A 13,461-nucleotide genomic window follows, 5' to 3' on the forward strand; every position below is an offset into this window, starting at 1 on the left:
GGCTCAGGGCGCCGCGGGGAACGGCAGCGGCCGGCTGTGCACGACGTCGAGGCGGGAGACGGCGCGGGTCAGGACGACGTACAGCCGGTGCAGGCCGCGGCGCTCGGCCTCGGCCACGGCCGCCGGCTCGACGGCGACCACATGGTCGTACTCGAGGCCCTTGGCGACGGACGCCCCGAGGACGGTCACGCGCGCCCGCGGATCATCCGGCCCGCTCACCTCAACTCCCGCACCTGTCAAGGCGGTTCGCAGCAGCCGCACCGTCTCGTCGTCGGCCGCGACAACGCCCACCGACCCCTCGTACGAGAGCGCCTCGCGCACGGCGTCGACGGTCTCCGCGATGACGTCCCGCGTCCGGCGGATCCTCAACTCGCCGTCCTGGCGCAGGGAACGGGCGGGCGGCACGTCCACGTCGAGGAGGGAGAGGAGACGGTTGGTGAGGGCGACGACCGCGCCGGGGACCCGGAACCCCGTGGTCAGGGGCGCGACCAGGGCGTCGGGCTTGCCCAGGTGGCCGAGCAGTTCGCCCCAGGTGCGGGCCGCCCATGGGGTGGTGCCCTGCGCGAGGTCGCCCAGGACGGTGAGCGAACCGTACGCGACGCGGCGCGCGATCGACCGGGCCTGCATCGGGGAGAGGTCCTGGGCCTCGTCGATGACGATGTGCCCGTACCCGGCGGGGTGTTCGAGGAGCCCGGCGACCTCGTCGAGGAGGACGAGATCGGCCGCCGACCAGGAGGCCGAACGCACGGAGCGCGGGGGCTTCGCCCACAGGATCGCCCGCTGCTCGCCGGCGTCGAGGATCCCGTCCGCCGCGGCGGCGAGCGCGTCCGCGTCGCCGAGGAGCCCCGCCACGACCTCCTCCGGACGCGTCCGGGGCCACACCGCGTCGACGTACGCGCTCATCGGCCGCGCCCTGCCGACCTTCTGCAGCCAGAGGTTGTTCACCGGCCCCGACCTGCGCTCGGCCTGCTCCTGAAGGTGGCGCACGGCCCGGCTGCGCACGCGCTCCCGCCCGATCGCGTACGGCGGCTCCTCCTCCCGTACGGCCGCCACGATCCGCGCGAGCACACCGGCCGGGACCCGCCAGCGGTACGAACCGTCGGGGACGGCGAGGGAGTCGGTGGCGGCCTCGGGGCGCACGCGCGAGTAGAGGGCGCGGCGCAGGACCTCGGCCATGCGGGGGTCGTGCTTCACGGCGGCCGCGGCCTCGGCGTCCTCGTACGTCCGCGCCCTGGCCACCGCCGTGCTGCTCTCCTCGACGAGGATCTCCTCGATGGTGGACTGCCGCACCCCGCTCTCGCCGAGCGCGGGCAGCACCTCGGAGATGTAGGTGAGGAAGGTGCGGTTGGGCCCGAGAATGAGGAGTCCGCCGCGCTGGACGCGCTGGGGGTGCGTGTAGAGGAGGTACGCGGCCCGGTGCAGACCGACCGCGGTCTTGCCCGTGCCGGGGGCGCCCTGCACGCAGACGGAGGTGGCGAGATCGGCGCGGACGAGGTCGTCCTGATCGGGCTGGATGGTCGCGGCGATGTCGCGCATGGGGCCGACGCGGGGGCGCTCGATCTCGCGGGCGACGATGCGGCTGCTGCCCTCACCGGAGGGGTGAGCGGGAGCAGACCCGCTCTCCGCCGTGAGCCACTCGTCCTCCAGGCCCGTCAGATCGGCGGAGTCGCCCTTGCCGGCGGGGGCCCATCCGAAGCGGCGCCGGACCGCGACCCCTTGCGGTTCCTGGGGTCCGGCCTGGTAGAAAGCGCGCGAGACGGGGGCGCGCCAGTCGACGACGAGGGGCGGGGCGGCCGGGTGTTCCCCTACGCGGCGCCGCCCGACGTGATAGCTCTGCCCGGCGTGGTCGCCGTCCCCGTCCGCGAAGTCGAGGCGCCCGAAGAAGAGCGGGACCTCGGGCAGCTCGTGCAGTTCCTTGGCCTTGGAGCGCAGCTGGTACCCGAGCACTTCGGCGTCGGCCCCGGAGGCGGAGGCGTTCTCGCCGATGACGACCTGTTCGTCGGCGCCTACGATCATCGCGGCGAGGGCGGCGCGGCAGAGGTCGTGGTGGTGGCGTTCCTGGACGAGGGCACGGAGATCGGCGGAGTCGGTCACCGGACGAGAGTAACGCGAATAACGTAACCGAGTAACATTCTTTACTTGCTCTCAGAATGACTGAGCGCCCCGAGCCCGCCCTCCAACTGCTGAAACCCCAGCTCAGCAGCCTCCACCGCATCCGGCCACACCGCGTCGGCGCTCTCGCCCGCGGCGATCCGCCGCCAGTTCTCCATGGCGAGAACCCGCTGCACGGCAAAGATCTGCCCGGCACCGAGCGCCGCCCGCACCCCTTCTCCGAGCGCGCCCGCCAGGATCTTCTCCGACCGCTCCTGATACCCGTAGGCCCGCGCGACCAGCGAAGGCGTGCCGTAGAGCAGCCGGTGGAAGGCGAGCACCGCGGGGTGGTCGTTCAGCCCGGTCACCGGATCGCGCCGCTCCAGCCCGTCGAGAAAGTGCGCCCGCAGCGCGGCGATCGGCGTCACGCCGTCCCCCCGCCCGGCGACGACGCGCGCGGCCTCGCCCTCGTGATCGGCGAACCGGTGCAGGACCAGGTCCTCCTTGGTGGGGAAGTACCGGAACAGGGTCGGCTTGGAGATCTCCACGGCGGCCGCCACCTCGGCGACGGACACCTTGTCGAACCCCTTCTCCAGAAACAGCCCGATGGCCGCCTCGGAGATCGCCTGGTACATCCGCCGCTTCTTCCGCTCACGGAGGCCCATCTCACCGGTCTCGCCACCACCGGTCTCGTCACCGGTCTCGCCACTCATGGGCGAAAGGGTACGCAGGGCGGGTGTTATGTGACCGGCGCCCTGCGCCAGGAGGGCGCCTGCGCCACAAACCACAGATCGTCGAAGTGCTTGATCCAGCGGTCGACATCCGTGTTGTCCGCCGTCGCACCGTCACGGGTCCACACATTCAGGTCCGTGTTGTAACCCTTGGGGTCGTAGAAACCGGGGTCGGAGCTGTCCAGCACCGTGCGAGCCAGCACGTTGTAGAGGCCGTGAAGCACCTGCTCCCGGTTGAAGATGCAGATCTTGTCCCGCGGGATGCCCGCATAGACCCGGTACTCACACTCGACCGCCATCCGGCCCAAAGCCGTGAGGCGTGCGGCGAGACCCCCCAGTATCTGGTCGTACTCCTCGATCTTCCGCTCCAGACGTCTGCGGAACTCCGGATCATCGACCGGCGCCCCGCCCTCCCCCACCCGCGAGGGCACCGTCATCGGCTGCCCGAAATCCGGGACCAGCACCCTGACAATGACCCGCCTGGTCGGCCCTGAGTCCTCCAGCAAGCCCTCGAGCCGGTGATAGAGCTCGTTGTAGAGCGTCTCTCCCGTGTAGCCGAGAAAGCTGATCTCGACCTTCCTGGCCCGGAACGCCTCGCTTACATATCTGCCGAGGTTCCGTGAGTTCACAAGGCTGCGCACAGGCAGCGTGACCGACGAGGACAGATCCTTCAGCGCGTCATAGAGGACATAGGCCACAAGGCTGAGCAGGGCCCCGCCGAGATACGACTTGCCCTCCAGCGCGTCCCCCACCGGCTTCACGAACTGGGCGACCAGCGCCGTGACCGCGATCCCGAGCAGCAGGACCCGCGTGACCACGGCTTCGAGGCGCACCTGATAGCGCCGCAGCGCCCGTATGACACCCCGCTCGGACGTGCCGCTGCCCCCGTCGGACATACGTAACCCCCCTCAAGTCAGCGGCCACCAAGGGCCGTTCACACTCCGGTGGATAGCTCGTAGTCGCTGGATACCTCGTAGTCGCCGGACGTCATGGTCTCCACTCGGCAACACCCGGGCAAGACCGCCGTTCGGCGACACGGGACCGGCGGGCTCTTCGCCCTGGCCCTGCTCACCCCCGCAACACCCGCACCACCGGCTCCAGCGACTCCACCAGCAGTTCGGCCCCGGCCTCCCTCAGCGCCTTCGCCTTGCGTTCATTACGGGCGTAGCCCAAGAACGGGATTCCCGCCGCGGTCGCCGCCTCGAAGTCCGAGGGGGCGTCGCCGAGCAGCAGGGACGCTTCGGGTGTCGCGCCCATCGCTCCGAGGGCGCGCAGTACGCAGTGCGGGTGGGGTTTCAGGAGGTGGAGGTCCTGGGTCCGGCCGTAGACGTGCGGGCCGAAGCAGTCCGCGAGGTCGCGTGTGGCCAGGTAACGGGAGGCCGCCGACGGGGAGTTGTTCGTCGTGATCGCCAGCTGCGCGCCCACCGCACTCCACGTCCTGATCAGCGGGTCGGCGTACTGCGTGGGCCACGCCGAGGCCACCGCCGTGAGCTCCTGCTGAGTGAGACGCTCCTCCAGTTCGACGACCAGGTCGCTGCCGGGGCGCCGGCGGTCGACGGCGCGCAGGACGGCGTGCGGGTCCGGTTCCGCGCGCTCCTCCTCGGTGAGCAGACCGCGCAGACCACGTTCCTCGAGCCACCGCACCTGTTCGACGGCCACCCGCGCCGCCGAGTGCCCCGCGAACAGCCGGCAGATCGGCCCGTCGAAGTCGAAGAGCACGAAGCGCGCCCTTTGGATCAGTCCGCGCAGTGATTCCGCCGCTTCAGCCACCGGAACAGTCTGCTTCGTTGCATCAGAAGTCACTAGGAAAGTGTCAGGTCCGTGGTGATGGTTTCCCAGAGGGCGTCGAACCACATCTGCGATTCCTCCACGAACGCCGTATCCCGCTGCCCGGCCCGCTTCTCGAACGAGAACAGCAGCGACTCCGTGCCGAGCGTGTCGTACATGTCGAGCATGCCGCTCTCGATCTCCTCCTCGCGCCGCGCGACCAGGTAGTACGAGAGGAGCGCCTCGTTCCCGTTGAGCAGGTAGAGCTTGATCGGCGGGGTGAAGGGCAGGGCCCGGAACGTGACCCGTACGTCGATGCCGTGCGAGGACCGCAGCGAGCGCAGGTTGTGGCGCAGTACCTGACCCTGCGCGTTGCGCTGATCGAGCCAGCGCTGGTGCACCCCGTCCCCGTCCCCGGCGTCATCGACCGGTACGGGGAAGGCGAGGCGGATGTCGCGGCTGGGCAGCAGGATGCGTACGTCGACCGAGTCGGGGCGCATGCGGCCCTCGTGGATGAGGCGCAGTGGATCGCCGAGAGCCATCACCAGGTTCTCCGCGGTGAGACAGACGGCGTCGATCCTCACCTGCGGCGACGCGAACGCCTCGGACAGACGCGGGGGCAGGCCGACCATCGTGCGCTGCGGTACGTCGCGGGCCGGGGCGGCCTGCTCGGCGATCCTCGGCGGGCTGCCCTTGCTCACGTTGCTGAGCAGTCCGTCCTCCTGAAGGGCGCGCAGGGCCTGGCGTACGGCGCCGCGCTCCACGCCGAACTCCTCGGCCAGCTCCGCCTGTGTCGGCAGCCGCTCGCCCGCACGCAGCTCACCCGCCTTGATGCGCTCCCGCAGGACGTCGGCGATCGCCTGGGGGGAGGACCTTCTGCCGCCGTTCACTGCAACGCTCTCCTGGGTCACAACCAAACGCTACAACTAACCATCACTTGGTGGGGGTTGCTGAAGAGATGCCGACAACTTCTCGCCATCTTAGGCGAGTTGAGAGAATGATGGTTATCGGTCGGCGCCATCGGAGATAAGTTCAGTGGAGTTGGTTGCCAACTTGAGCCATATGGTCGGACAACCCAAGGGGTTGGCCCGGTTGGTCATCGCTCCCGAACTGAAGGGGGACCAGACATGCCGTTCGTCGCGATCGCCGTAGCAGCCCTCGCCATCGGGTTCGAGCAGCTGATCCAGTGGAAGTACGGGCCGATGGGCATCATCGCGTTCGTCGCGCTCTCCGTCGGCCTCAAGGCCAAGAACAACCTCATCAGCGGCATCGGGGCCGTGATCCTCGTGATGCTGCTGGCCCAGAGCGGCTGACCGGGCTCCCTTCCGGAGGGGAGCCGGGAGCCCGGTCACGCCATGGCGTCACAGCGCGCCGGAGCACCACAGCACGTCAGCACGTCAGCACCACAGCACATGCACCTCAGAAGATGCCCGGAGCCGGTGTTCAGCGCTCGGGACCAGTCGGCAAGCCCGTCATCGGTGATCGGCCGTACGTCGAGGTCGTCGCGGGTCATCCCGTCACGCCAGGCGGGGCCCGCGGGGCGGGGCCACCGGATTACCGCGCGGCCCCCGTCCCGTTCGACAGCAGGGCCTAGAAGGCCGCCCGGATCTCCCCCACGACGCCCCCGCCGCCGTGCAGCGGCGCCTCGCCGATGCGGGCCACGACCTCGCCGTCCACGCCCAGCATCCGCAGCGCGCGGGCCAGAACCGGGCCGAGCGCCCGCGTCCCGCCGTCGTCGATCTTGAAGGCGAGCGCCCGCCCGTCCGGGAGCGCCACGGCCTGGACCGCCTCCGCGCCCATCTTCGACAGGACGCCCGGCACCTCGCGCATCAGCCAGGTGTCGGGGCGGCGCGTACCGGCGACGTACTCGGGGTGCGCGCGCATCGCGTCGGCGACCCGGCGCTCCGCCGAGCCCTCGGGGGCGAGCACGAAGTGACGGAAGGCGCGGGCGAGGCCGGTGAGGCTGATCGCCATCAGGGGCGCCCCGCAGCCGTCCGTACCGACGGAGGCGACGGGCTCGCCCGCGGCCTCCTCCACGACCTCGTGGATGAGCTTCTGGAGCGGGTGCTCGGGGTCGAGGTACGACTCCTTGGGCCAGCCGTTCACGTCGCAGGCGGCCAGCATCGCCGCGTGCTTGCCGGAGCAGTTCATCGTGACCCGGTCCCGTACGGCGCCCGCCGCCAGGTACGTCTCGGTCTCGACGGGGTCGAGCGGCAGGTCGGGCGGGCACTGGAGCTCGGCCGGGGTCAGCTCGTGCTCGGCCAGCATCTTCTGGACGAGATCGCGGTGGAAGATCTCACCGGAGTGGCTCGCCGCCGCGAGCGCGAGCCGCTCGCCCGACAGGTCGAGGCCCGCGCGCAGCACGCCGGCCGCCTGCATCGGCTTGTTCGACGAGCGGGGGAAGACAGGAGCGGTCACGTCGCCCAGGGCGAGCTCCACGGTCCCGTCCGCGGCCAGCACGACCAGGCTGCCTCGGTGATGGCCCTCGACGAAGCCGGAACGGACGACCTCGGCGAGGACCGGGGGTATGGCGGCGGCGGAGGAGGGGGACATCGGTGGCCTTCCGGGGCGGGTCCATGGCGGGCCATGGACTGACCCGCCCCGCAGCGGGCCACCGGGATCACCGGTGCGGCCGCGTCACGCGAGCAGGTCGTCTACTTGTGCTTCGCCTTCACGGTACCTGCGGGCGATCTCGGCGCTGCAATCGTCGGCGGTCGACTGGAGCAGGTGACGGCGGCGCGAGACCTGCTGCTCATAGCCCACGAGGCGGCCCATCGCCGTGTGCAGCTCATCGTCCGTCCGGGCGTCCAGGTCCGACAGCTCGACCTCGGCGAGCGTCTCGGCGGCGAGGCCCCGGTACTCCTCGCTGCGGGGCGTGCCGAGGGTGACGTGACGGGCGGAGGAGCGGTGCCGGGCGGCCTTGTCGGTGAGGATCTCGGAGAGCCGGTCCACGACCGGCGCCTCGGGGTCCCTGCGGCGCGCCACCTCGGCCCGCAGGATGTCGATACGGCCCTGGAGCAGCCGTCGTACGTAGCTCAGGTCGGCCTCGTCCTGCTGGGCCTCGCGGCGCAGCGTCCGCAGCTCGGGAAACCGCAGCGCGGACAGGTCGTGCGCGGGCGCCTGTGGCAGCTCGGGGCTCGCGACCCGCTGCGTGGGCGGCCGCGTCGTGCTGAGGCGGTTCGTACCGGTGATGCGACTGGCGTGCGTCAACGAAACGGGCGCCCCTGAGGGCTGCCCGATGCTCGATGTCTGGCTCATTGCGTCCCTACCGTCCCCTCGACCGGACCGACGCGGTGCACCGCGTAGAGGCATCGTGCCACTCCCGGTGGCCACTCTGTGCACGAGTGCCCTAATCTGCCCCGGATGGGCGGTTCCGGAGCACGGCATGATGGTCGCATGCGTGCAGTGGTGCAGAGGGTGGACGGCGCGAGCGTCGTCGTGGTCGAGGACGACGAGACGAAGACCGTCGGCGAGATCAAGGGCGAGGGGCTGTGCGTCCTCGTGGGGGTCACGCACGAGGACACCAAGGAGAAGGCCGCCCAACTGGCCCGCAAACTCTGGTCCGTACGGATGCTCGCCGACGAGAAGTCGTGCAGCGACATCGACGCCCCGCTCCTGGTGATCAGCCAGTTCACGCTCTACGGGGACGCCCGTAAGGGCCGCCGCCCCACCTGGAACGCGGCGGCGCCGGGACCGGTGGCCGAGCCGCTGGTCGACGAGGTCGTCGCGCAGCTGCGGGCCCTCGGGGCGACCGTGGCGACGGGCCGGTTCGGGGCGCAGATGCGGGTGTCCCTGACGAACGACGGCCCGTTCACGGTGCTTCTGGAGATGTAACCCTTCCCTGCCCGCCCCTGCCCGTCCCCCGAGCGGTGTCAGGGCTCGACGACGACTTCCTGCGCGGCCGCGGTCGTCTCCACGATGAGGTCCGCGTCCACCGGCACGTTCCGCTTCACCAGGGCGAGCGCGATCGGGCCGAGTTCGTGGTGGCGTACGGACGTCGTCACGAAGCCCAGCTTGCGGCCCTCGGGCCCGTCGGACGCGAGGCGGACCGGGGCGCCGTGCGGGGGCAGGTGCACGTCGCTGCCGTCCAGGTGCAGGAAGACGAGGCGGCGCGGCGGCTTGCCGAGGTTCTGCACGCGGGCGACGGTCTCCTGGCCGCGGTAGCAGCCCTTCTGGAGGTGGACGGCGGTGCCGATCCAGCCGAGCTCGTGCGGGATGGTGCGGTGGTCGGTCTCGAAGCCGAGGCGCGGCCGGTGGTTCTCCACGCGGAGCGCCTCGTGGGCGAGGAGCCCGACCGCGGGCCCGTTCTGCTCCGCGTACGCCTCCAGGCCGGCGCGCGGCAGGAACACGTCGCGGCCGTACGCCGTCTCGCGCACCGCGACGCCGTCCGGGACCGGCGCGATCGAACCGGCCGGCAGCTGGACGAGCGCGAACTCCTCGGTGCGGTCGGCGACTTCGACCCGGTAGAAGAACTTCATCGACTCCAGGTAGGCGATCAGCGCCTCCTGGGTGCCGGGCTCGACATGCGCCCACGTGGTGGTGCCGTCGTCGACGAGGTACAGGGCGTGCTCGATGTGGCCGTGCGCGGAGAGGACGAGCGCCTCGGTGGCCTGGCCGGCCGGGAGGTCGCTGACGTGTTGCGTGAGGAGCAGGTGCAGCCACGCGAGCCGGTCGTCGCCGGTGACGGTGACGACGCCGCGGTGGGAGAGGTCGACGAGGCCGTTGCCGTCGGCGAGAGTGCGCTGCTCGCGGAACAGGTCGCCGTAGTGCGCGGCGACGCCTTCGTCCACGCCCTCGGCGGGAACGGCGCCGGGCAGGGACAGGAGGGGGCTCTTCATGTTCACAGACACTACGACGAGCACGCGGACGCGCTTATTCCTGCATGGCGCGCTTCTTCTACTCCTGCGGGTCGCTCTTCTTCCCCGCGCAGTCCTCGCAGCGGCCGAAGATCGCGAAGTGTTTGAGGTCCGTGTCGAAGCCGAAGGTGTCACGCAGCTTCGCGGTGAACTCGGCGGCGACCGCGACATCGGCCTCGATCACGTTCGTACAGTCCCGGCACACCAGGTGCATGTGGTGGTGCCGGTCGGCGAGGTGGTACGTCGGCGCGCCGTGCCCGAGGTGGGCATGGCTGACGAGCTCCAGCTCCTCGAGCAGTTCGAGCGTCCGGTAGACGGTCGAGATGTTGATCCCCGACGCCGTCTTGCGCACTTCGCAGAGGATGTCGTCGGGGGTCGCGTGCTCCAGGGTGTCCACAGCCTCGAGGACCAGCTGACGCTGCGGCGTCAGCCGGTAGCCGCGCTGCCGCAGATCGCTCTTCCAGTCGATTCCCTCGGTGCTCACCACACCGCCGAGTCTAGGACCACTTGCAGGCTGTGGGCCTACCTGAAGACTCGAAGAACAGACGGGCTGTGGGCCTACTTGAAGAAAGCGATGCCGTCGTCGGGCAGGTCCGGGAGGTTGCGGGCCATCTCGGCCACGTCGTCCGGGGAGACGACCTTCTTCAGCTGGGCCGACATGTACGGGCGCAGCTCGACCTCGGGGGTCTGCTTCTCGCCGACCCACATCAGGTCGCTCTTCACATAGCCGTAGAGCCGCTTGCCACCGGTGTGCGGGGCCGCGGTCGCGGTGCGCGCGACGGCGTCCGTGACCAGGTCGATCTGCGGCTTCTGGTCGGCGAGCTCGCCGTACCAGATCTCGACGACGCCGTCGTCGCGGACCATGACGACGTCGACCTTGCGGTTCTTGTCGATGCGCCAGAACCCGGACTCGGTCTCCAGGGGCTTCACCTTGTTGCCCTCGGAGTCGAGGATCCAGGTGTGCGAGTGGTACTCGAGGAAGTCCCGCCCGTCGTGGGTGAAGGAGACCTCCTGCCCGAAGTTCGCCTTCTCGGCGCCGGGGAAGTCGGTGACACCCGCGCCCGCCCAGTTACCGAGGAGGAACACCAGGGGGACGAGGTCGGGGTGCAGGTCGGACGGGATCTCGATCATGGTCTGCAAAGCGTCTCTCTGGTGGGGGTCAGCGCTGGCCCTGGTACAGCTTCTTCACGGTCAGCCCGGCGAACGCGATAACGCCGACGCAGACCAGGACAAGGAGAGCGGAGAAGAAGGCCTCAAGCACGGGGTGCTCCTCGGTGAGCGGTGGTGGGCAGGTACAGAGCCGGGCCCCACTTTAGTCGGGTGGGGCCCGGCTCTCTCGGTGAGGTCACCCAACCGGGGTGCGGAGGGTCAGCCCAGGAGCTGGCTCTGCAGCACGACGGTCTGCTGGAAGGTGATCCGGGGCGGCAGGGCGGCCTTCCCGGCCTCCCCGCTCTTCCCCGCCTTCGCGGCCTCCCCGGACTGGATCACCAGGGCGATGACGTCACCGGCCTCGATGTAGGCGTAGCGCACGGCCGTCCTCCCGTACGGTTTCGCCTCCGTGAAGACGTTCCGCTTCGTGTACTGAACGTTGGCCTTCTCCGCCCAGCCGCCGTACTCCTCGTCGGCGTACGGCGCGTCCGCCGGGGAGGCCACGTTGTCCGTCAGGTCGGCGTGGACGATCCGGGTGAAGGCCGCCGAGGTGAAGCGCAGCGCGTAGATCCGCGTGTGCGTTCCGTCGGGCGTGGTCCAGCCGCGGGCCGCGATCTGCCGCAGACCGTCGTCCTCGAGCTGCTGCCCCAGGTCCTGGCGCGCGTCCTTCTCGTACGCGTCGAGGTACGCCGGCGTGGGCAGCCACCCGTCCTTTCCGGCCAGGGCCCTGTCCGGCCTGGCACCCCGGGGCAGGGGCAGGACCAGCTTGCGCAGATCGGCGTAGTGGGTCTCGCTGTCGTTGCCGTCGGCGAAGGGGGCCGGGGAGCCGTCGGGCAGCGGGGGCTTCTCCATCGCCGGAAAGTCCCAGCGGCCGTCGCTCTCGGTGGCCAGACCCGGCAGGTCGGTGCGCTTCTGCTCGGTGACGCCGTACGCGGTGGCCGCGCCGACCAGGCCGAAGACGACGACGGCGGCGGTCCAGCGCAGAACGGCACGCAGGACGCGCCGGTCCCTGGGGGCGGCCACAGTCGCGGGCGCCTCGGCGGGGACCGGTCCCGGCTGCTGCGGAGACTCGGCGGCCACGGGGTCCTGCTGCTGCGAGGACTCGACGGCTACAGGCTCCCGTTCCCGCGGGGACTCGACGGCTACAGGCTCCCGTTCCCGCGGGGGCTCGGCCGGCTGCGGGGGCTCGGACGGCTGCGGCGTCTCGGCCTGCTGCGGCTCCTCGGCCGGCTGCAGTGTCTCGCTCATACGAGCTGCCCTCCCTGCGACGTCAGGCGGTCGAGCTGCTGGGCGAGCAGGTCGGCGACCTCGGCGGTGTCGAGCGGCTTGGGGCCGTACCCGGTGGTGGTGACCAGGACGTCGTCCTCGTACGCGCTGCAGACGACCATTTCGAGCTTGCCCTTGCTGTCCTTGGGTGCGAGGAAACAGTCGGCGTTGCTGTGCCCCTTGACCGTCGGCCCCTTCGGGAACCCGCCGACCGAGCGCAGGAACTCGCTCCGGAACTCCTCGAGCTGACGCCCGGCCCTGCGGTTCTGCATCTGGGCGAGCTGTATCTCGACGACGAGGGAATTCTTGTCGTCGTCAGCAGCGAACCCCATGGAGCCGCTCAGCTGATAGCTGCGCATGGCCAGGCCTCTGAGCTTCAGCTTGTCGATGGCCTTGCCCTGCTCCTCGCGCTGGCGGGAGGGCAGGTTGCGCGCGCCGTTCTTGAGACGGGCGGCGGCTTCCCTGCCGTTGAGGGCCTTGTCGTTGCCGTACTCGTCGATGTCCGGGCCCGGCTGGTACGCCTTGGGGACCGGAAGCAGCCGGGCGCTGAGCCCCCGGGCCTTGGCCTGGCCGGGCTTCGCCCGCTTCTGCTCCTTCGGCTTCGCCCACACCTTGGTGGGCGCCGAGCGGTCGGCGGCGTTCACCTTCATGACGGTGAGGCCGGTGCCGGCCCCGACGGCGAGCACGACGGCGCAGGCCACGGCCACGGCCGGCCAGCGGCGGGCCGCACTCCCCGCGCCGGGAGCGGGGACCGTGGCGACGGGGGCGGGATCCTGGGTGGGCCCGGGTTCGGGAAGCTGTGTGTCCAGGTCGCTCACAGTCGCTCCAACTGGCGCTTCGCGAGAGACATCACGGTCTTCTCGGGGATCGGCCTGGTGTCGTACAGCCGGATGTCCATGACGATGTCGCCGCGGGCGGCGAGCGCCCTGGCCTGGTACACGGGGAGGTAACCGGCCTCGGTGTGCGGCTTGTCGTAGACGTAGACGAGGCCGTTGCCGCTGCCCGTGAGCGGCACGCCCCCGTTGCCCGCCCACTCGCTGTCGCCCATGTAGCCCTGCTGGCCGCCCAGGAACTTGCGCGAGCCGGAATCGGTGTCGTCGCGGAACTGGATGAGCTGGACCTCCGTCATGGACTGACCGCGCCGCCAGGCCTCGACCGTGGCCCGGCGGAAGCCGCTTTCGGCGAGCTGCCCGAACATCCAGCGCGGATCGGTGAAGCCGTTCGCGAAGCTGTACTGGTTCAGCCAGCCCTGCTGCGCCTGCGCCTTCTGCGTCCCGGCGGGCCTGGGCACGAGGAGCTTGCGCAGGTCGCCGTCCTGGGGCCGGGGCGCCACCTCGGGGCCCTCGCCCTTCGCCTGCGCCACCACCGCCAGGGACAGCGGCGGCAGCGCCGTCGGCTTGCGGTCCGCCTGTACGACGTATCCGGTGCACACGCCCGCGACGGCGCCGAGGACGGCGGCGCAGGCGATCAGCAGGGTGGTGCGGCCGCGGCGCCGCGGTCTCTCCGGCGCCACGGGCACGGACGCCTCCGGCGCCCCCTGCGGTATTCGTTCGTCATCCAACGGGTCCCCCCACGGAACTCGAAGCACGGATTCCGTATCC

At 70.7% G+C, this 13,461-nt stretch carries 15 protein-coding genes; 2 read left to right on the forward strand and 13 right to left on the reverse strand.

What is annotated here, in order from left to right; genetic code table 11:
• Nucleotides 1-3: 3 nt before the first annotated feature.
• From ACIPWY_RS17760 to ACIPWY_RS17780, 5 genes are all read right to left on the reverse strand, one after another.
• Entirely contained in the window at nt 4-2,094 is a 2,091-nt protein-coding gene (locus ACIPWY_RS17760; protein WP_401533785.1) for a HelD family protein, read from the reverse strand.
• Between the two features lie 41 nt (nt 2,095-2,135).
• On the reverse strand, nt 2,136-2,804 hold the full coding sequence (locus ACIPWY_RS17765) for a TetR family transcriptional regulator (protein ID WP_362898259.1): 669 nt from the start codon (nt 2,802-2,804) through the stop codon (nt 2,136-2,138).
• A 26-nt stretch (nt 2,805-2,830) separates the two neighbouring features.
• On the reverse strand, nt 2,831-3,718 hold the full coding sequence (locus ACIPWY_RS17770; RefSeq protein ID WP_362898261.1) for a hypothetical protein: 888 nt from the start codon (nt 3,716-3,718) through the stop codon (nt 2,831-2,833).
• 172 nt (nt 3,719-3,890) lie between these two features.
• A complete protein-coding gene (locus ACIPWY_RS17775) occupies nt 3,891-4,676 on the reverse strand; it encodes an HAD family phosphatase (protein WP_362898262.1) in 786 nt (261 codons plus the stop codon).
• Nucleotides 4,625-5,506 (reverse strand): GntR family transcriptional regulator, encoded by an 882-nt coding sequence (locus tag ACIPWY_RS17780; RefSeq protein WP_362898264.1) that lies wholly within the window; start codon nt 5,504-5,506, stop codon nt 4,625-4,627. Before ACIPWY_RS17780 ends, ACIPWY_RS17775 begins: the two co-directional genes overlap by 52 nt.
• Before the next feature lie 210 nt (nt 5,507-5,716).
• Between ACIPWY_RS17780 and ACIPWY_RS17785 the strand changes: the two genes are divergently transcribed.
• On the forward strand, nt 5,717-5,902 hold the full coding sequence (locus ACIPWY_RS17785) for a hypothetical protein (protein ID WP_362898266.1): 186 nt from the start codon (nt 5,717-5,719) through the stop codon (nt 5,900-5,902).
• A gap of 277 nt (nt 5,903-6,179) precedes the next feature.
• Here the strand turns inward: ACIPWY_RS17785 and ACIPWY_RS17790 are convergent, their stop codons facing one another.
• Nucleotides 6,180-7,142: an asparaginase gene (locus ACIPWY_RS17790; RefSeq protein ID WP_362898268.1), complete on the reverse strand. Its 963-nt coding sequence runs from the start codon at nt 7,140-7,142 to the stop codon at nt 6,180-6,182.
• A gap of 84 nt (nt 7,143-7,226) precedes the next feature.
• Nucleotides 7,227-7,847 (reverse strand): ABC transporter substrate-binding protein, encoded by a 621-nt coding sequence (locus ACIPWY_RS17795; protein WP_401533789.1) that lies wholly within the window; start codon nt 7,845-7,847, stop codon nt 7,227-7,229.
• 138 nt (nt 7,848-7,985) lie between these two features.
• Here ACIPWY_RS17795 and dtd point away from each other — a divergent pair, with 138 nt between their 5' ends.
• Nucleotides 7,986-8,423 (forward strand): D-aminoacyl-tRNA deacylase, encoded by a 438-nt coding sequence (gene dtd / locus ACIPWY_RS17800; protein WP_362898272.1) that lies wholly within the window; start codon nt 7,986-7,988, stop codon nt 8,421-8,423.
• A gap of 38 nt (nt 8,424-8,461) precedes the next feature.
• On the opposite strand, the gene ACIPWY_RS17805 is transcribed toward dtd, so the two are convergent.
• The 6 genes from ACIPWY_RS17805 to ACIPWY_RS17830 all read right to left on the reverse strand — a co-directional run bounded on the left by ACIPWY_RS17805 (nt 8,462) and on the right by ACIPWY_RS17830 (nt 13,373).
• Nucleotides 8,462-9,427 carry a YgfZ/GcvT domain-containing protein gene (locus tag ACIPWY_RS17805; RefSeq protein WP_401533792.1) on the reverse strand — a complete coding sequence of 322 codons (966 nt, stop codon included), beginning with the start codon at nt 9,425-9,427 and terminating at the stop codon, nt 8,462-8,464.
• Nucleotides 9,428-9,485: 58 nt separating this feature from the next.
• Nucleotides 9,486-9,932 (reverse strand): transcriptional repressor, encoded by a 447-nt coding sequence (locus ACIPWY_RS17810; protein ID WP_362898276.1) that lies wholly within the window; start codon nt 9,930-9,932, stop codon nt 9,486-9,488.
• 71 nt (nt 9,933-10,003) lie between these two features.
• On the reverse strand, nt 10,004-10,576 hold the full coding sequence (locus tag ACIPWY_RS17815) for an FABP family protein (protein WP_362898278.1): 573 nt from the start codon (nt 10,574-10,576) through the stop codon (nt 10,004-10,006).
• Nucleotides 10,577-10,813: 237 nt separating this feature from the next.
• The gene (locus tag ACIPWY_RS17820; protein ID WP_401533795.1) at nt 10,814-11,842 is read right to left on the reverse strand and encodes a hypothetical protein; all 1,029 of its coding nucleotides are present in this window, start codon (nt 11,840-11,842) and stop codon (nt 10,814-10,816) included.
• Nucleotides 11,839-12,678, reverse strand: coding sequence for a hypothetical protein (locus tag ACIPWY_RS17825; RefSeq protein ID WP_401533797.1), 840 nt, complete (start codon nt 12,676-12,678; stop codon nt 11,839-11,841). The genes ACIPWY_RS17820 and ACIPWY_RS17825 overlap by 4 nt, the downstream gene beginning before the upstream one ends.
• Nucleotides 12,675-13,373, reverse strand: coding sequence for a hypothetical protein (locus tag ACIPWY_RS17830; RefSeq protein ID WP_401533799.1), 699 nt, complete (start codon nt 13,371-13,373; stop codon nt 12,675-12,677). The genes ACIPWY_RS17825 and ACIPWY_RS17830 overlap by 4 nt, the downstream gene beginning before the upstream one ends.
• Nucleotides 13,374-13,461: the final 88 nt, after the last annotated feature.

The sequence above is a fragment of the Streptomyces sp. NPDC090032 genome, assembly GCF_044748025.1.
Classification (GTDB): domain Bacteria; phylum Actinomycetota; class Actinomycetes; order Streptomycetales; family Streptomycetaceae; genus Streptomyces.